Origin of the sequence: Bacillus sp. LJBV19 (genome assembly GCF_017797845.1) — a bacterium.
Classification (GTDB): Bacteria; Bacillota; Bacilli; order Bacillales; family Bacillaceae; genus Bacillus; species Bacillus velezensis.
In genome coordinates, this window is record NZ_CP072563.1 from 2,342,056 (window position 1) to 2,363,457 (window position 21,402).

Annotated in this window: 2 protein-coding genes; both read right to left on the bottom strand. The window is 50.7% G+C overall.

Going from position 1 to position 21,402, the window contains the following annotated elements; translation table 11 throughout:
• Window positions 1-2 precede the first annotated feature (2 nt).
• Complete coding sequence (locus tag J6600_RS11270) at window positions 3-15,614, bottom strand: SDR family NAD(P)-dependent oxidoreductase (RefSeq protein ID WP_209387409.1); 15,612 nt, start codon at window positions 15,612-15,614, stop codon at window positions 3-5.
• A gap of 51 nt (window positions 15,615-15,665) precedes the next feature.
• Window positions 15,666-21,392, bottom strand: coding sequence for a type I polyketide synthase (locus J6600_RS11275; protein ID WP_209387410.1), 5,727 nt, complete (start codon window positions 21,390-21,392; stop codon window positions 15,666-15,668).
• Between the last annotated feature and the right edge of the window lie 10 nt (window positions 21,393-21,402).

The following is a 21,402-nucleotide window of genomic DNA, read 5'->3' on the forward strand; positions in this document are numbered from 1 at the left end:
TATCACACCTCGCTTATTTCAAACATTGCTTCTGTGCCCGCCTTATTTTCTTCCGCTTCGGACAACTGTGCTTTTTCAGGCCAATACCGCTGTTTTCGGTATACTGTCTGGCCGCCTTTCGGTTCCATGGTCGCTTTTCGCTCTTTCGGTATTCCTTCGTTGCTGACAATGATATGGGCATTATTCCCGCCCAAACCGAACGCGCTGACCCCGGCCCTGAGTATCTCTTTTTTTCCGTCCCACCGCTTCAGCTCAAGCACAGGATAAAGCGGCGAATCATTAAATTGAAAGCGGGGGTTCGGTTTATGGCAATGCAAAGTCGGCGGCAGTTCTTCATTGGCAATCGCCAGCAATACTTTGATGATTCCCGCCGCGCCCGCCGCACTCAGCAAGTGGCCGATATTGCTTTTGACGCTTCCTACACCGCAAAATTGTTTTTCATCGGAATAAGCAGACAAGACATTGGTTAATCCTTTTAATTCAATCGGGTCGCCGATCAATGTACCGGTTCCGTGCATCTCTACGTATGTCATGGTGTCCGGCTCGATTTCCGCTGATTGAACCGCCTGCTCAATCAAGTCCTGCTGCGCCCGGGGATTCGGCGTCGTCACACCCATTGTGCTGCCGTCATTATTTATCGCAGAGCCGTCAATAACGCCGTATATTTTATCTTTGTCTTCTATCGCTTTTTCGAGCGGCTTGAGCATCAGCACACCGCAGCCCTCTCCGATTCCTGTTCCGTCCGCATCGGCATCGAAAGATTTTGAACGGCCATTTGGCGATAAGATTCTCGCCGCGCTCATTGTGAGAAAAGGTTTTTCATCAAGCAAAATGTCAACCCCGCCCGCAAAGGCCGCTTCCGCTTCTCCATTTTGAATAGCCTGTACGGCCAAATGAATTGCCGTAAGCGAACTGGAACAGGCCGTATCCACGACCAGGTTGGGTCCTGTAAAGTTATAAATGTGCGCCATGTGTGCGGTAATAAAGTTTTGCCCCGCGCCAATAATCGCGTCTTTTTGCAAATATTGAAATTTCTGATGAAACGCACCTGCCCTTGCACCGGCAAAAACGCCGATACGGCGGCCCCAGAGATCCTCTTTTTGATAACCGGCATCGGCCAAAGCTTCCGCGCTCACTTCGAGCCACTGCCTTTGCAGCGGGTCTATCATCGGTGCCAGCGTTTCTGAAATATTAAAATACTCCGGGTCAAATTGATCAATATCGTGAATAAAACCGCCCCATTTACTGATGCTTTTTCCTTCTTGATATTCACCCGGCTGATAGTGTTCCCCGGTGTTCCATCTGTCCGGCGGAACTTCAGTGACGGCATCCGTTCCGCTGCGGAGATTCTTCCAAAATTCTTTTATATCCCCCGCTTTTGGAAAATGGCAGGCCATGCCGATGATCGCAACCTTTCCCCGTTTCCCGGGCTTATCTGCCGTTTTTTTGCTCCGTTTCGGCGTCTTCTGCAAAGGGAACTTCTCCGCGGGAACCGCTGCATCTGCCGAAAAAGCTTCCGGACAATGTGCGGCTAAATAATCCGCGAGCTGTTCAATGGTAGGATGCTCCAGAAGGACAGTCGGATCAATTGAAACGGATGGCAGTTTTTGATCGATCTTTGTCAGCACTTGCGCCAGAAAGATAGAATCCATTCCGTATTCCTGAAAAGGCACATCGATATCCATATGCGTTTCATCGATACTCAGCTCTTTTGCCAAAAGCGACCTCAGCCAAGATTGAATATCAGTCCGGTTATGTCCCCGTTTTTTGGTTTCAGGGGGTTTGGAAGCTGCTTTCATTCCTTTATGAGCGGCTGGCTTAGCGTTTTCCAGCGCTTTGATGTCCCAATCATGTTTCACTTGTGCCGGCAGCACGACAGCTCCGGGTTTTTCTCTTAAAATGTAATCAAGCATCTTGAGACCTTCTGCGTCAGAGTGCCGCAGCAATCCCGTTTGCTGATACATCCCGCTTTTTATATCCCTGCTCATGCCCGTCTCATCCCATGCCGGCCATTGTATGCTGATGATGCCGCTCTCATTGTTTTCTGCAAAATAGTCCATGTAAGAATTAGCCATCGCATAATCGCTCTGACCCGCCGCAAGAATCGGGACGGCTGCCGAGACAGATGAAAACAGGACGAAAAATGCCGGCGCACCATCCTTTACACTCTCATACAGACTGTGAAGGCCGTCTGCTTTCGGGGCGAGCACCCGCGCAATACTGTCTTTGGATTTGCGAAGAAAAGCAGGGTTTTCACGGTCCGCAATTCCCGCGCAATGCAAAATGCCTCCGACAGGTCCGAGCGTTGAGGTTACCTCTTTTATAAGCCGTCCGACGGCCTGCTTATCCGTCAGATCAACTGCTGAGACGCACACTTTTACGCCTTGTGATTCCAGCTGCCGGATAAGCTGTATTTTTTCCGAAACGACAGGGTCTGTTTGCTCAAGATCCCACTCGGTTTTCGGCGGCAGCTCCTTTCTGCCTGTCAAAAGCAGTTTCTTCACACCATACGCTGAAACGAAATGCTTGGCGCATAAAGCGCCGAGACCGCGCGTTCCTCCGGTTATCATCAGGACGGCGTCTTTTGGAAACACAGTCCGGTCTGTTTGCACGGCTTCAGGTTCAATCTGATCAGTCTGCCGAAGAACATAGCTGAAGCGCATGCCGTCCCTGCAGCAAACAGCAGACTCCGTTAAGTCTGATTCAATTTCTTGTCTAATAAAAGCGGCTGTCTGCTCCAGCGGCTCTTCAGGATCAATATCGGCGTGACAGGTGAGAATATGGCTGTATTCATGCCGCAGCATGCGATAAAGCCCCGCTTTTTCAATACCATGCATAACGGCAGCCTTATTTTTGAAGGATTCAAGCCCTTTTGTAAGATAAAGCATTTTCATGTTTTCTTGTCCGCGGCCGTATTCAATCAGCTGCTGCAGCGATGCCACCCAGCTGATGTCCTGCCGCTTTTGTCGAGAGCCGCAGCCGGTGAAGTCAATAAACCCGGAATAGACGGCCGCATTCGCATCCTGTAAGAAAGAGATGAGCTGATTTTCCTGCACAATGTCAGCATCATTCAGCTGTTTTTTCACCTCGGCGGCAAGGTCTTTTGTATCCTCGGAAACGATGAGCGCTATTTTGCTGAATGGCTCGGATGAAGACACTGCCTCGCAAGGCTCCCATGTTTTCTGCAATAATACTGTTTTTTGATTCGAAAGCGGCAGCTGCTCCCGTTTCGGCACCCAATAGCGGTCTGCTCTGAACGGATAGGAGGGCAGGCTGATGCGGCGCGGCTTACTGTCCGTATACAGCTGCTCCCAATCTGTGTCAAATCCGTTTGCCCAGAGCCGCAGCACTTTCTTGTATTTCTTTTTCTCAAGCCAGGCGCTGACGAGGTCAGCGGCGTCTTCATCGTCTGAGAACATGGAAATCGTGTTATTCTCGCGTTTTTTACGGCCGCTGATGATATCTTCGCTGTTTTTTCCCAACAGAAACGCGTTCAGTTTTTCAGTCAGTTCCTCTGCGGAGCCTGCAATGATTCCCAGCCTCGCTTCCATCGCATCCCGTCCGGTCTGCATTGTGTATGCGGCATCTGCAAGATCGATATGGCGGAATGATCCGTTTTGGATAAAATCGCGAAGGAGACGCGCTCTTTCTTTCAGCCGCTCTTCATTTTTAGCCGACAAAACAAAAAGAGATGACGCTTTCTCACGGGTTTCCTGCTGTTCCGTCTCACTTCTGCCCATGTATTCTTCAATAACGATATGCGCATTGACGCCTCCGAAACCGAATGAGCTTACACCCGCCCGGCGGGGCAGGACCCGGCCGTTTTCATCACGCAGCGCTTCCCACTCCTTTGTTTCTGTCACAATGTAAAACGGGCTGTCCTTCAATTTGATATGGGGATTGATGTTCTCGCAATGCAGACTTTTGGCGAGCGTCCGATGTTTCAGCTGCATCAATACTTTGATAACGCCCGCAATACCTGCTGCGAGCTCCAAATGTCCGATATTTGTCTTCACTGAGCCTATCCCGCAATATCCGCCCGGAGCCCCGTCTGTTTGGAAAGCTTTTTTCAATGCATTGATTTCAATCGGATCGCCGAGTGCCGTCCCTGTTCCGTGCGCTTCTATATAAGTGATCGTTGACGGGTGAATACCGGCTTTTTGATAAGCGCTTTTCAGCACATCCGTCTGAGCCTGCGGATTCGGCGCGGTAAGCGACGCTGAGCGTCCGCCGTGATTTTCCGCTGTTCCGCGGATGAGGCCGTAGATGTGATCCCTGTCATGCTCTGCCTCTGAAAGCTTTTTCAAGACAATCATGCCGGCACCTTCTCCTCTGACATAACCGTCAGCCTGATCAGAAAATGTTTTGCAGCGCCCGTCTTCACTGAGCATGCCTGCTTTTTGAAAGCCGATATGCCCTTCAGGCGTGACGATCGTGTTGACGCCCCCTGCGACCGCCATATCACAATCTCCCGTTTCAATGGCTTTTACCGCGCGGTGAATGGCGACTAAAGAGCTTGAACAAGCGGTTTCTACCGGCTCGCTCGGCCCGTGGATATCAAGAAAATAACTCATCCGGTTCGGCCCGACGGACGGCACGATTCCGGTCATCGTATACCCCTCGACAGGAAGACCCGCCTTATTGATTAAGGTTTGATATCCGCTTCCCAATGTGCCGGTGAAAATGCCGGTTTTTGTTCCGGCAATCCGTTTTGCTGAGTACCCCGCGTCTTCAATGGCTTTCCACACATACATCATTAATAGACGCTGCTGAGGATCCATCATTTCAGCTTCTTTCGGAGATATCCCGAAAAACAGCGGGTCAAACCCGGCGATTCCATCTATAAAACCGCCCCATTTTATTGACGTTTTATTTGCATCCGCTACCGGATCGCCGTAATATTCGCGCCAATCCCAGCGATCTCGTGGAATTTCTGTAATGCAATGCTCCCCTTTTTGTAAACGAGTCCAGAATTCATCTATGTCTTTCGCCTGCGGAAAAATACCGCTGATTCCGATAATGGCTATCGGTTCGGTTTTTTCTTCTGATTTTCCTTTTACGGATACGGGCGTTTCCCGCTTGACATGAACGGCCGCCGGAGCTTCAGCTTTTCTTATTCCGGCTTTTGGAGCGGTTTTTAAACTCTCTCTTTCTAAGCCGCTGAATGCTTCTTTCCATTCAGATATCAAATAGCCGCTCAGTTTGCGCAATGTCGGAAATTCAAAGAAGATAGTCGGGCTGAGCTCAAGCTGATAAGACCGATTTAATAGATTTGTAAATTCAGTGAAAATGATCGAATCAAATCCGTATTCCGTCAGTTCGCTGTCAGCCTCAATATCTTTCATGCTTACCTTTAAAAGATCTGATACATGCCGCTTTAGTTTCTCTTGCACCTGATCTTTCAGATCTCTTGCATCTGCCACTGCCGGAGCTTTTCCGGCGGCGCTTTGTTCTTCGCCCAGATCGAAAATATGGCTGCGAATCCGTTTTTCGTCGCCTTCTGCCACCATGACCTGGTGTTCTCCGGAGGCAAAAGCGGCGTACAGCGCTTGGATGCCTGAGGCCGATCGCATGGCTTTCATTCCGGTCTGTTCGTACATCAGCCGTTCAGTCTCTTTGTCCACACGCATACCGCCCTCTTCCCAAAGCGGCCAGTTGACGGACAGGGTCTGCCCGCTCCGCTCGTTGTCCCGCACGAGACGGTTCCGGCGGGCTGCATAAACATCCATAAATGCGTTGGCTGCCGCATAACCGGCCTGCCCCGGATTTCCCATGCCTCCCGCCAAGGAAGAAAACAGGATGAAAAAGTCCAGCCGCACATCTTTCGCTGCTTCATCAAGATTGATAAGCCCTTTCACTTTCGGCGCCATGACGGTCTTCCGTTCGTTTTCTGTCTGGTTCAGAATGTAATTGTCGGCGGTCACGCCGGCGCCGTGAATGATCCCGTCGAGTGTTCCGTGCTCCTCCTGTATGCCGCGGACGAGGGCGATGACCGCCGCCCTGTCTGTCACGTCAACCGGTTGATAAAATACACGGGCACCCGACGCTTCCAAGCGCCGTAAGCGGGCGGAGCGGTCTTCATCAAGCGCTTCCGCCCTCCCCGTTAATACGAGGACGGCGTTTTTGACGCGGGAGGCTATTTCTTCAGCGAAAATCAGTCCGATGCCGCCCGCTCCCCCGGTGAGGAGGTAAACCCCTTCGTCTTTCCACGGAACGGCGCCGCTTTGAGGGGCCGGCAGATGACGCCAGTTTCTGACGAGACGTTTGCCGTCTTCATAACGGATTTCCGCTTGTTCAGGGTGCGCCCGGTTTTCTTTCAGCTTGGCAAAAAGCGATGATGCTGACTCGTCCGGATCGGCTTGGATGACTTGGCCGTACAGCTTCGGATGTTCAAGGTGAGCCGTTTTCAGGAAAGCGGCCAGCCCTGCCAATACATTGTCTTCCCCCCTGTCGGGGACAAGAAGCTGGATCAGCGTTTTTTCCTTCTGTTTTTCTTTGATAAGACGCGTGACGATCGCTGACAGCTCCGCCGCGCAGGCGTCATAACGGTCTTCAATCGGACCTTCGCCGTCAGCCGCACATTCGGCGCCGCTTATGTCCTCAGCGTTCATTCCGCCATACAGCGTCACGTATCTGAAAGACTCTTCTTGTCCGCCGCCTTCACTCGGCGGTGATTCCTGCCACTTTGGCTGAAGCAAGAGCGGTTTTTCCTCCGTGTCCTCTTCCAGAAAACGGGCGGTGAGCCCCGTCAATCGGACACATACCGCGCCGTTTTCATCACACAGCTCAATATGATAGGCGCCGGCCGCTGAGGAAAGCACCGCCCACATCGTCTCACGGCACGCAGAAAACACCTGCATATCCTGGAGGGCAAACGGCAGAAACGGCCGTCCGGACGCGGAACCGTCTGAGAGCACGAGACCGATAGAAGCCTGAAGGGCGGCGTCCAGCATGCTCGGATGCAGGATGAACGGCTCCTTTTCTTCGCGGGCGGACGGCGGAAGAGTGAGCTTTGCGAGCACTTCTCCGCTTCCGGCATAGACGGCGTCAAGCGCCTGATGAGACGGTCCGTAGGTGATGCCGAGGCTGTCGAATGCTTCATAGCACTCAGCCTTTGACATACGCCGGCCGCCGCAGCGCGCCTGAACCGCTTCCACATCGAGTACAGGAGCACGCTCCGTCTCTTCGAGCACGACCTTTCCCTGGAAAAAGACAAGCGGCTCTTCCCCTTCGGCATACGCTTCAAAAGCGATGTCTCCGTTTTCTTCCGGCTGAAGCTTTACATGAAGCGTCACTCCTTCAGAAAGCGCCGTCACCGGCCGGAGCCAAACAATCTGTTTGAGCCGGACACCCGTTTTCCCGCCGGGCAAGTCTTCAGCGGCAAGTGTAACGGCGGCCCGGGCCATTTCTAAAGCAGCTGCGCCCGGAAGCACCGGTTTTCCATTGACGATATGATCGGCAAAAAACGGTTCATGCCCTGAAAAAACAGAAGTAAAGCGCTGGGCGATAAAGGTCGATGTATTCGCGTGGAGCAGCGGGTGGAGCTTTTCGCGTTCAGCTGAATTCCGGCTTTCAAGCTCTCTCTGAACACGATCGGACGCCCAATACGTCTGCCTGGCAAACGGGTAACCCGGCAGATTGCCGATTCGCGGCAAAGGTCCGCCATAAAGCAAGTCCCCTTCGATTTCATAACCTTGACAATAAAAATCTGCCAGCACGCATAACAGCTCCTGATATTTTCTATGGTCAGAATATGAGGCGCTGCACTTGCCGAGCACTTCTATTATGTGCTCCTGAATATGCTGACGGCCTGCAAAGTGCTGCGGTACTTTTCCCGAAAACACATAAGGATGATGTTCATTAAGCTTTGCCTGCTTCCATACATACACTGCGTCATCAGCATCTTGCACTACGATGGCGGCGCGATGGTTAAAGTGATGCCGTCCTTTTAACAACGTATAGCTGAGCTGGGCCAGATCATTTTCTTTCAGTCCGCCATTTTCCGCCCAAGTGATCATATCTTCGATTTTTTCCTGAAGGGCCTCCTCTGTTTTTGCAGACAAAGTAAGTAAATATGCAGGGGCATCACGATGAGGTGAAGCGCTGCGCTTATAGCTTTCCATAACGACATGGGCGTTTGTTCCGCTCATCCCGAATGCGCTGACTGCCCCCATTCGGTTTTTACCCGGCAGAGAAGGCCACGGTTTACCCGTTTTATTCACATAAAAAGGACTCTTCTCCCAGTTGATATAGCGGTTTTCCCCGCTGCAATGCAGACTGGCGGGAATCATTTCACGGGAGAACGCCTGTAAAAGACTGATCAAACTGACAATGCCTGACGCGGCAAACGTGTGGCCGATATTGGTTTTAATTGATGTGAGCGCGCAAAATGATTCTCGGTTTGTATAGGCAGAAAATGCGTCATAAAGCGCGTTAATTTCCACCGGATCACCGAGTTTTGTACCCGTGCCGTGTGTGACGATATATTCGATATCTTCAGGATTGATACGGCCCCGGTCATAAACGGAAGTAAGCAGCCGGGTCTGCGCGACGCCGCTCGGAGCGGTAATTCCGTTTGTTTTCCCATCATAATTGATGCCGCTCGCCCGAATCACCCCGTAAATCGGATCACCATCTTTTTCCGCCTCTCTCAGCGGCTTAAGAACAACCGCCGCGGCCGCTTCCCCCGGTACCATGCCGTCAGCCCTTTTATCAAACGCGAAGCATTTCCCGTTTTCCGACAGCATTCCGGCTTTATCTATCGTTTCAAAAAAGTCCGGGGTATTCATGATATTCACCCCGGCCGCAACAGCTGTTGTGCACTCTTTATTCTGCAGGCTTAATACCGCCTGATGGACAGAAACGAGCCCTGAAGAACATGCTGTATTTATCGCCATCACAGGACCGGATAAATTCAAGTGATAAGCCAGCCGCGCCGCCAAAATACCGTTATGATGAGACGTGACATTGCCTTTGTCCCGTGTTAAAAGGTGATAATCTCCTTCTTCCGCCCCCACAAACATACCGATCGTCTGCTGCCTGATATGACTGGCGCCGTAGCCGGCGTCCTCAAGGGCCCTCCACGCTTCCTGAAGAAGCAGCCGCTGTTTCGGATCCATCGTTTCAGCTTCCCTCGGCGATATTTCAAAAAATAAAGGGTCGAATTCGTCCGCCCCCGGTACAGCGCCGAGTTTCCATTTTGAACTTGTGAAGCCTTTTTTTGCGACCGGTGCGACAACGTCCTTTTCCTGAAACAGAATGTCCCACAGCTCGTCCGCCGTGCGCGCCTGAGGAAATCGGCCGCTCATGCCGATAATGGCAATGGAATCAGCTGCCTGACTGCCCTCGGTTCCGGCATTCAGCTTATTTCTTCCCCACTGCTTCTTTCGCTTTTCCGTTCCTGCCTTTTCAAAGACAGATTGATCTGCGGATTCAGGTTTCTTTTCTTCATAGACATGCTCCATGACGGACTTGTGTTCCGTCAGAAAATAGCGGACGACCTTCTCCAGTGTGGAATGTCCGAAAAACAGGGCCGGTGTCACTTCAATTCCGTAGTGAGCGGACAAAGAAGAGGCGAATTCCGCCAAACTGATAGAATCAAAGCCGAAATCAGCCAGATTGTCAGCGTCCGTCAGTCTGTTCTTGTCTATTTTCAAAAGCCCCGCCGCCAGTTCTTTCACATCCCAGCTTACGCATTCTTCCAGCGTGAAGCCTTTCATTTCACTCCGCCTTCCTGAAAACGGGACGTTCCTGTTTACAGAACCCGAAATCGGCCGTTCGCCTTGATCTATCTGCAGGAAGCGTTTGGCCCTCGACGGAAAACCGGCCAGGACGAGATACTGGCTGGACGGCTGGACCAACAATGTTTCAAAAGCTTCGAGTCCTTCCTCTGTGTATAAATAACGCTGTCCGCTTGATTTTAAATACATATCGGTGCTTTCCGCCGTGCCGACATGCATCCCCCCTTCTTTCCAAAGCGGCCAATTGATTGCAAGTGACTTGCCGCTTCTGAGTCCGAGGCTCACAAGTTTATCCCGGTGACGGACAAAAGCCATTTGGAAGCGGTTCCCCATTGCGTAGTCACAAGAACCGAAGTCTCCTAAAATCGCTGAAGAAGAAGAGAAACAACAAAAGAAGTCAAGCGGCTCCCGTGACAGAACCTGATCTAACACCGCGGTGCCGTCCGCTTTTGGCGATAAGACTTGCTGAAAGGTTTGCAGATCTTTCTCCAGAATGCTTTCAGTGCCTTGAAGACCTGCAGCGTGAATGACACCGTGAATCGGCCCGCATCCTTTCTCTTTCGCTTCTTGCAAACCTTTCTCCATCTGAGCTTGATCTGCGGCATCCGCCTGCACGTAAAACACCTTGGCGCCCGATTCTTCCAATCTCTTTATCTTGTTCAGCACCGGGCCGCCTGCCGCTGACCTCCCCGTCAAAATGAGCGTAATCGGTCCTTTTTCAGCAAAATATCCGGCAAATAACAAGCCTAATCCCCCGCATCCGCCGGTAATCAAGTACGTTTTCCCGCTTTTTATCACACGCTTCTCTACAGGGGCAATATCCGTCTGCTTCATTTCCATGACGTGACGGATTTCCCCACTGTACATGACACTGCGGAACGACTCGCTGTGAAGTTCTTCACATACGTTATGGATCAGTTTTTCTAACGGTCCTTTTTGTTCAAAATAAACCGCGGCCGTATCCGTCTCCGGCAAGATCAGTTTCAGCGACCGTTCCAGCCCGATCCATGACTCGGCGTAACTGATATCGGTATCAATCCCGCACTGAGCGGAAAGAAGGATTCGCCTCGGTTTAAAACGCAAAGAAGCAGCTGCGCGGATCACATGATACAGAATGGAATAGTCTTTCACGGTCTTTTCATCTTCAAGCGGCCATCCATACAAAATGGCATCCGCTTTGCCTGCAGCCGTTTCAATATGCCGAAACGTTTCTTGATATGCTTGTCCGTCAGTGATTTTAATTTGATAATGCGTGTTTGAAAGCTTTTGAGTTTCCTCACCCTGTGAAATAAAAAACACGCCGGCTCCCGGATAAAGGGATTGTAAAGACTGATAAGCATGCTTTCTGGCAGCTTCTCCCGTAAGAAAACAGATGACCGTTTTCAGCTCTTCATGAATGGATTTCTTTAGAGGCTGCTGCGTCCATATTTCTTCAAATATCATCATCTCGGATTGTTCCTCTTGCCCGTGATCCTGCTGAGACGGCTGTCTCATGCTCACCCCTTTGATTTCTGCGCAGACAGTGCCGGTTTCGTCACAAAATTGAATGTTACAGCCGGTTTGATTCTTTTTATTAATATACATCCACATGCCGGATGAGCACGGACGCATGACGCGCAGCTCTTCAACCGCTTCAGGCACGATATGGAATGACGGCTCCGTTTTTGCCAGGACATGAAAAGCTGCGTCCAGAAATTCCGGCGGCAGATGATATCCCGGATTACGGCCGCTTTCATCTGTGAGAGCAAGCTTCGCCCAAACCGCATTTTCTCCCGCATAAAGCTTTTCAACGGTGCGGAACTCCTTACTGATCGTTACACCTGATGTGCCTGGTGTTTCATAATCGAATGACAGCGGGCGGCAGTCTTTTTGTAAGGAGGCAATATCAAGCACGCGGGATGGCTGTATGTTCCCTTGCCCGATGATTCCATAATGATGCAGCTTCTCTTCGTCACTGTATATTTCATAACGGATGCCTTCCTCGTCTTCGGACAGAAGGGAGAGATTGACGCCCGCACCGTGATGTCCGCTGGTAATCGGGTCAGTCCATGCCGCTGTTCGGATCCATATCTCTTTTTCTTCAGAGCTGTCTGCCGCATGATGATAAGCTGCAAGCGCCATTTCTAAATAAACGGCTGCCGACAGAACCCGCTCCCCTCTCACATCGTGGAAAACGTGTTCCCGGCCTGTAAAAGATGTATGATAGCTTTGCTCCGCCAAGGTTGAGGTATTTTCATGCAGGAAAGGATGCACATATTCAGTTGTTCCTGTTTTTTGTTCTGCCCGCTTCATCCAGTAGCTTTCTTTTGCAAATGGATAAGACGGCAGACTGATACGATGCGGCAGCGCGCCTTTATATAAAGATGCCCAATCGACGGGCGTCCCGTGAACCCAGGCATTCAAAAGACTGTCAAATTGACGTTTTTCCGTCCAATCACTGACTGTGCCTGCCGTCTTTGTGACAGCACTATCACCCCGGCCTGTAAACACCCCGCTTACGGAACCAGCATTATTCAGAAAAGCAGTCAGCTTCTGTTCCAATTCAGAAACAGAGCCCGCTGTCATCGCCAGCCGTTCTTCCATCGGGACCCTGCCGACTTGAAGGGTAAATGCCGCGTCAAGCAGGTTCGCATCTGTAATTGTTCCGTTTCCGGCGGCATCCGACAGCAACAGAGCCCGCTCGCGCAAGCGGTCTTTATCTTTTGCCGATAAAACAAAAAGCGCCGGACGGCCGGAGTCCGCCGAAGTCATTTCAGCCGGTTCATACTCTTCTATCAGCAGGTGGGCATTTGCTCCGCCCGCTCCGAAAGAAGATGTACCCGCGATTCTCGGATATTCCCGTGTTACTCCTTCAGATTCTATGGCCGGCCGTCTCCATTCCGCCGTTTCCTGCTGCACGATAAAAGGAGAAGTTTCAAAATCAATTTCCGGGTTCAGCTGCTTTGAATGCAGCGACGGCACCAGATATCCGTGTTTCATCTGAAGAAGAATTTTGGTGACAGCAGCAATGCCCGCCGCACTTTCCAGGTGTCCGATATTGGATTTAACAGAACCGATGGAACAAAATTGCTTTGCATCCGTATAGCGTCGGAAAGCCTTGGTTAACCCTGCGATTTCAATCGGATCTCCCAAGGAAGTGCCGGTGCCGTGGGCTTCCAGATAGCTGATCGCTCTCGGATCAATCCCTGCCCGCTCCATCGCCTCTGCGATCACTTCTCCTTGTGCATTCGGATTCGGAACGGTGAACCCGTTCGTTTTGCCGCCGGCGTTCAGAGCGCTTCCTTTAATGACACCGTATATATGATCATGATCTTCAACAGCCTTCTTCAACGGCTTTAACACGATACAGCCGACGCCCTCTCCGTCAACAAACCCGTCAGCCTTATCACCGAACGCTTTGCACGCGTTTGACGGTGACAGCATTCTCATAGAAGAAAGTCCGATATAATGAACCGGATCTGTAATCAGGTTTACGCCGCCGGCAATCGCGCATTCAGATGCACCTGTTCTGATGCTTTCTGCGGCGAGATGAATGGCGGTTAAGGATGAGGAGCAGGCGGTATCGACCGCGATGCTCGGACCGTGAAAATCAAACACATAGGATACGCGGTTCGGGATAAAGTGGTAGTGGGCCCCTGTCGGATAGTTGCCGTTCATAACACCCGCAAAGACACCAACCTTTTTACCGGCGCATAGTGAATCAGGGGTATATCCGGCATCCTCAAGGGCTGCATAAGCGGTTTCCAGAAACAGTCTCTCCTGCGGGTCCATGCGCTCCGCTTCTTTCGGGGAGATTTTAAAAAACAGCGGATCAAATTTATCAATATCTGTTAAAAAGCCGCCCCACTTTGTATACATCCGGCCTTCCTTACCTTTTGTCTCATCATAGTAGTCCTGCCAATCCCAGCGGTCTTTCGGAATTTCGGTGATTCCGTGTTCACCGGTCTTTAACCGTTCCCAGAACTCATTAACATTTTCAGCTCCGGGATACCGTCCGGCAAGACCGACAATGGCCACTTCAAGGTGTTTTGACGGCGGTTCGGAAGCGGGCGGCGCTTTTTCAGAAAAAGATGCCGCTTGGCGCTTCGCCAATCCGGCGCTTTTTTTGCGGCTTTGCTTTTTCTGTAATGTGTGCGGCGCCTTTTCGGCTTCTTTATTTGTCTTGAAAATCCCAGCCATATCATCCTGTCTTGAGCTGACGAGATATTCCGCTAATCCGCCGATTGTCGGATACTCGAAGAACAAAGTGCTGCTGATATCAGGGACGTCTTCCCGCACGCGGTTGGTCAGCTGTACGATTAAGATGGAATCGATTCCGTATTCTTCAAGGGGCGTATGGGCTTGAACGTCCTCAATCGGCATCTTTAAGATGGCGCTGACGATCTGTTTCAGATACTCTGTGCTTTTTTCAAGCAAAGAGCCGGATGATACCGCTTCAGTATGAGGGACTTCTTCAGAAAATTGCGCATGCAGTTCGCGCTCCTTCGTTTCAGCCAAGAATGCGGCAAGCTCTTCTATCGTCCGGTATTCAAAAAACAGCGTGCTGCTGATATCAGGGACGAGATCCCGCAGCCCATTCGTCAGCTGAACGATCAGAATAGAGTCAATGCCGTATTCATCCAGAGGAGCCAGCGGATTTATCTCTTCTGCCGGCATTTTTAATACGTTTGCCGCAGCCTTTATCAGAAAAGCCGCTGTCTTTTCCGAAAGCCCCTCTCCCGCTTGTTTGATGGGGAGCTGACGATCAGAGGATGTTTGCGGTACGTTTGATTGGCGCTTTTGCGCGGTGTAAGCTTCCCTGCTCTGCCTGATGACTCCGTTGCTTTTCGCCGTGATAATCTGCTGGGTGTGCAGACGTTCGTTTTCAGCCGGAAATTGAACGGAATGAAAGCCTTCAGCCATTAAAACGGATTTCCATGTTTCCGGATAAAGACCGGGGCACCCCGGAATCCGCAGCGCCTCGTCTTCGTACAGCCACCAGCCCTCTAATAAGCCGAATGTAACATGTGTAAACGGCGTATGCCCGCCCAGTTCATTAACGAGCAGCAAACCGTCCTTTTTCAATACGGCTTTTGCCGTCCGTAATGTTTTCCGGATATTTTTGGTGGCATGCAGCACGTTTGCGGCAATAGCGATATCGTAGGTTCTCAGATGTAATCCCTGGCCCGCCGCAGGCTGCTCCACATTAAACAGCTGATACGTCAAATACGGATTGTCCGCGCCGTATTCCTTTTCGGCATGCATTAAAAAAGCTTTTGACAAGTCGGTATAACAGTATTCCTGAATATGGTTTTGATAGGGGCGGAGCTTTTTAAACAGTGTGCTGCTCGTTCCGCCGGTGCCCGCTCCGATCTCCAGCAGACGGATGTTTGCCTCAGGATTGTTTTTAATTACATTTTCCACGTAAATACACGCTTCATTTGCCAGCACATCGTTGTAATAATCAGCGAGAATGTTATGCTTATAGATTCCTTCAACAAGCTCCATTGAAGAATCGGGAAACATCACGTCCGTGGCTTTTATTTTGCCTGTTAAAATGTCAGGCAAAGCTTGAATGACGGTATCCGCCAGCAGAGCCTGCGCTTTCATATCCGGATCTTTCAGCCATTCGTTTTTCTTCTTATGCCACTCTTCCCAAACCGCGGACGTTTCACCGCTTTTAAAATCGCTGTCTAAAAGACGGTTGCTTTCTTCCAGCCAGCGCTCATATAAAGGCAGACAGGAAGCCGCCGGCGCTTCGCCGGTCAGACTCATTGAACGCAGCGTCACCCGCAGCACTTGCAGCAAAAGCCGATTCAATTCTTTCATTTGATTGCTTATTTCTGTTCTTAAGGATAACTGTGTACGGTCTTTTTGTTTGTCTCCCTTACCCAAAACCTTATCCTCCTAAGAAAATTAAATTTGCTCCGTCATTTTGACAGGCAATCAGATAGTCACAAATTCATGAGGGTTCATTCCCTCGATCGGAATCGGCTTGGTCAGCTTCATCAGCCCCATGCGGGAGATCGGCTGCGTCAGCAGAGTTTCCAGCGCCTGCATCCCTTCCGCCCGGCTGATCAGCCCGAGACCGATTGCACTCAGTCTGTCAAACTCTTCAGAAATGTGATTGTCAGCCCGCTCCCAATAACCCCAGTTCATCACTTTGACCCGGCATGACAGCCGTCCGGAAAGCTCATGGGCAAATGCGTCTTTAAATGAGCACCCCGCCGCATAATGACTTTGTTTCGGATTCTTAATATATGAAATAACCGAAGAGAAAAAGAGAATAAAGTCCAAAGACTCTTTCGCAAATACTTCGGCAATGTTGACGGAAATATCCACTTTCGCCGCAAGACCGGCGTGAAACTGTGATTCTTCCATATCTTTTACGCTTTCATTCGCAAATACCATCGCTGAGTGAACGACGCCGCTGATGGTGCCGTATGTGTTTTTAATCTGTTCATAGGCGCGCTGAAGCGATGGAAGATCAGAAGCATCTGCGGCTATATATTCGGGAGCCGGGCCTGATGGCCGGTACCGGTCTATTTTTTGGCGTATCCGGCTGTCCAGCGGCCGCCTCCCGATCCAGACGACTCGGGCTTTATACGTCGTCACTATATAATCTGTCCAAACCTCGCCGATGCCTCCCGCACCGCCGATGATGACATATACGCCTCCATAGCGGTAAGGAACACTTTCAGACGGCCCGCTTTGGACCGGAAGCAATTGAGGCCTGTACCATTCCTGATGTCTGCGCACCCATGCTTTACCCGTACGGTCGCGGGGCAGGCTGAATATGTCTTCTGCGGGGAAATCCCCCCCGTCTTCAAGATCGGCCAGACGGATGTGCCAGCTCGGATGCTCTTTAGCGAGAGACCCGACGAAACCGTGCACACTGGAATGAGCGGGACGCACCTCATCATATTGGGTGATAGGCTGTGCTTGGTGCGTAATCACCGTCATCCCGAGCTGCTCTTTTCCATATCCGAGACCGATAAGAGCTTTGGCCGCTCTGAAAATTTGCAGCACCCCGCTTTTTTGATCATGGCTGTCAGAATCAGCCGGCTGAGGGGCAAACCAGATCATATGCTGAATCTCACCGAGACGGCGGAGCCGATCAGATATCACTTCAACGGAAGCACTTTGGCCGATATCAAATCGCACAGCTTTAGGAAACAATCGTAAAACCGCGTCCGCCTGCCCATCTGTACCGCCTATGATGACAGCTTTTGCTTCAGAAATGGGGAAGCCGGTTTGGTTGTCTATCGGTTCCGCGTCCCATACCTGCATCAGTTTGACGGCTCCGGTAAGGTTACCCGGCAGATCGTATTGCTTATTATCGGTTACGGCCGGCGCACTTTCGGCCATCCGGGCAGAAAATCCTTTTATCCTTACACACACATTGCCGCGTTCATCACATATATCAATGTCCATTCTTCGCACGGCCGGTGTTTCATGCGTCACAAACACGGCCGCCCACATGTTTGGACTGCACGGATGAAAAACGGTCAGTTCATGTAATTCAAAAGGCATTAACGGCTGCTCCGGATAACCCGCTTGATCTTCGTTCATAACGCCGATGGCCGCCTGAAAAGCGGAATCAATCAGACTCGGATGGAGCACAAACTGTTCGGCTTCATCAGAAACGGAAGCAGGGAGCACCAATTTAGCCAAGGCTTCTTTTTCCCCGCAATAAATGTGATCAATTCCTTGATGTGAAGGTCCGTATACAATTTCCGCCTTTGCAAACGCCGCATAGCAGTCTTCTTTTGACAGCACTTTTTTGCGGCAGCGCGCTTTCAGCTGTTCAATATGCAAAACCGGCGCCTCAGACAGCGGCTCAATCACAGCACTGCCTTCACAATAAATGTCTGAATCATTTTCATTGCTGTACACTTGAAATGAAACATTGCCGTTATCCTCCAAGGAAAGCCCTGTCGTCATACGCAGCGGCTCTTTTTTGTGAACGGCCTGGCGTATCCAGCTGATATACCGCAGCGAAATGCCGGTTTTAGCCGTGTATTCAGCGGCTAACGGCGCGGCAGCCAGTTCAGCCGCGGCTCTCGCCATTTCAAGATAAGCCGCCCCGGGGAGAACACGCTTGTTTCGGACGATATGATCAGCTAAGAAGAATTCATCTCCGTTCAGTATCGTACTGAATTTTTGTTCTAACAAATCTGATGTATTGCGGTGAAGCAGCGGGTGAAGCCTGCTTTCTGTATTTACGGAAGTGACGGGATGATCGGGCTCCGGTATCCAATATCGTTCCTTTGCAAACGGATACGTCGGCAGACTCATCCTGCGCGGTTTCTCCTCCTGATACAGCCGCGTCCAGTCTATCTCAAACCCTTTTGACCACAGCTCCGCAAGTTTTTTGTAAGTGCCGCTGTCCATCCATTTTCGGATCAGCTCCTCCGTATCCTGATCATCATTCAGGAAACCCCTGATTTCCGTTCCGCTATCAGACCGCCCTTGAAAGCATTCGTCAATCTGCCGTTTTCGTTCTGTAAATTCAGTTAATTTCCTGATCAGGTCCGCTTGATCGTTCACTAAAAAAACAAGCCGTTCTTCCATTGCCAGCCGTCCCGTTTGCAGCGTATACGCCAGTGACCGCAGGGAAAAAGATTCATCAGGCTGCTTATCTAAACCGGACTGGCCGAAAAGACCGGAAAGAATATCCTTATGTTTCTCATCGTTTGTAAGACATTCTGCTAAAGTCCGGACGGAAGTATGCTGTATGAGATCAGTCATGTCTATTGCCAGCCCGTATTGATCCGTCATCAGCTCAGAAAACTGTGTCAGCTGCATGACATCCAAGCCGAATTCCTTCCAATCCTGTTCATCATCTACCGAGCCGGCCTCTACATGCAGAACATCCGCCAGAACACTGCGCAACGCATTCTCCAGCTGATTTTGCATTGTAACTCTTTTGTCATGAAGCGGCCCGCTTCCTTCAAGCGCTTTATCTTTGAGAAACATCAGCAGCCGGGCAGCGTATTCTTTCAGCCGCTCCGGATTTTTCGCTGATAGAGGCACGATATACGGTCTCTCTTGATTCTCCGTAATGCCGGGGTTTTTGGGCCTGTACTCTTCTAAAATGAGATGAACGTTTGAACCCGTCGCCCCGAATGAACTGATGCCTGCGCGTCTCGGACAGGAATGTTCACGGCCGTTCTCTGTATACACCGGCTTTTTCCATGACTCGGTTTTTTGCTGCACGTAAAATGGCGAGTCCTCTAAACGGAGATACGGATTAATCGTCTCTGAGTGCAAAGAAGGGACAAGCGTTTTGTGAAACAGCTGCAAAACCGTTTTATGAAGCCCGCTGATCCCGGCGGCTGATTCCGCATGTCCGATATTCGATTTAACGGAACCGATCGCACAAAATTGCCGATCCTCCGTAAACGTGCGGTAAGCTTTAACAAGACCTTGTATTTCAATCGGATCTCCTAAAGAAGTTCCGGTTCCGTGCGCTTCCACATAAGAAATCGTCCGGGGATCGATCCCAGTCTTTTCAAGGCATTCAGCTATCATATCCCCCTGCGCCACGGGGCTCGGCACGGTAATCCCGCTGACGGTTCCCACGTGATTGACGGCGCTGCCTTTTATCACCGCATAAATATGATCCTTATCTTCTTCGGCTTTGTGGAGCGGCTTCAGCAGCACGGCCCCGATGCCGTCAGCTGAGACATAGCCTGTGCCGCCTTCGCCGAACGTGCGGCACAGCCCGTCACTCGAATGCATATCCATTAAGCCGTATGTGATATATTTTGTCGGGTGCAATGATAAATTGACGCCTCCGGCAAGAGCTGCTTCACATTCACCGCGTCTCAGACTTTCCGCCGCCATATGGACGGCCGTCAAAGATGACGAACACACCGTGTCAACCGCCATGCTCGGCCCGTGAAAATTGCAAAAATATGAAACCCGGTTTGCGATCGGCGCATAGTTCAAGGGATAAGGAAAGACCAGCCCTTTCGCCGCAGCTTCAGCGCCGGCGAGAGAATAATCCATATGCATCACCCCGGCAAACACACCGACGTTCATTCTCTTATTCGGCCCTTTCGGCTGAACGATTGTTTCCGGGGTGTAGCCCGCATCCTCAATCGTTTCCCAGCATGTTTCCAAAAACAATCGTTCTTGCGGATCTTTAGCTTCTGCCTCCCGCGGAGAAATCCGGAAAAATTTCGCATCAAAACAATCCGGATCGTCTATAAAACCGCCCCATTTGGAAATCGGCTTGCCGGACGGCGATCGCAAATGCTCATATGTCCTCGTATCCCAGCGGGAACGAGGCACTTCCGTTACGCTGTTTTCTCCATTTTTTAAATTTGTCCAAAATTCACGAAGATTTTTGGCGCCGGGGTACCGTCCCGCCATCCCGACGATCGCAATATCTCCATTCTGCGTTCCGGCTGATGCCGACTTTTTCACGCGGATTTGGGTCGTCCTCTTTTTTTCCCGGGGCAAAGGCTCAGCACTTGAATGTCCGCTTTGAGCATGGCCGAAACCGGCTCCGTAATGTTCGCACAAATATCCCGCCAATTCCGCGATTGTCGTGTATTCAAATAACAGCGTCGGCAGTAGCTGCGTTCCGATTTTTTGTTCAATTTCCTTCACCATGTCCAACAGCCCCGGAGAATCCAGCCCCATTTCATAGTAGCCGATATCCGGGTCAATCTCTTTCACAGGTTTGTTCAATCGGGCGGCAAGCAATTCTTTTAAATAAAGGATGCACTGTTCAGTAAGGCCGGCGGAAGCCTCCGCACGGCGGGGCTCAGAAGGCGCCGGTTCCGCTTGCGGAGCCGGGACGGCATTCCGCCCGTCAGGTTCTTTCTTTTGCCGTTTCTGATTGATCAGTTCCGGGTCCCTCACCAGTTTATTGGCGAAGTTTTTCAGTTCGCCGACTTTTCTGCCTTCCTCATTGAAAAACTCCATTGTCACGTAAACGAGATCTTTCTTACGGGTGACGGATTCTTTTTTTATCTTGGTGATACATGTTGTCTGCAGCAATTCGGCGCAATAAAACGATTCATAAAACAGCGGCAGAAATAATTGCCCCTCCTTCCTCGTCAAAGGAGCGAGGTATACATTGGAGCCGATGCTGCTCGCATCTATCAATGCGGGATGAAACATCGCCTCTTCTGCATGTTCCAGCTGATCCTTTTGCACCGACAGATCAATATAAATCTCTTTTTCAGTTTGGTAGACGCTTCCGCAGCCTTTCATCATTCCTGAATGAACCAGTTCTTGATCCCTGCATTCCGCGTAAATGTCCTCAAGCGGTATTTCTGCCGCCGTTTGTTTTACGGCATCCATCCGGACGCTCTCTTGGAAGCCGTCGGGCTTGACGGAATGCATTTGCGCCGCGGCATATACCTTTGTCTCTGCTGCTTCGTCACCTTGTTTTTGCCCTTTCACCTCCACCTTCCACTGCCCTTCGCCGTTCTCTGTACAATCAACGGAAAGCAGGATTGATTCTCCCTGTTCAGGAGCTAAAGGGTGAAAAATCGATAAGTGCCTGAGTTCAAGGCCGGCATGAAAAAAACCGTTTTCTCTGAAAGTCTGATAGATCAGGTCAATATAAGCCAGACCCGGCAGCAGTTCCTTTCCATAGGCTTTATGATGTTTCAGAACGGGATGCTGATTGTTAATAAGAAGCTGCTCTTGCATATGAACTTCC

Excerpts from the sequence above, each read along its gene's own strand:
- J6600_RS11275 (WP_209387410.1), bottom strand. The coding sequence starts at position 21,392 with ATGCAAGAGCAGCTTCTTATTAACAATCAGCATCCCGTTCTGAAACAT.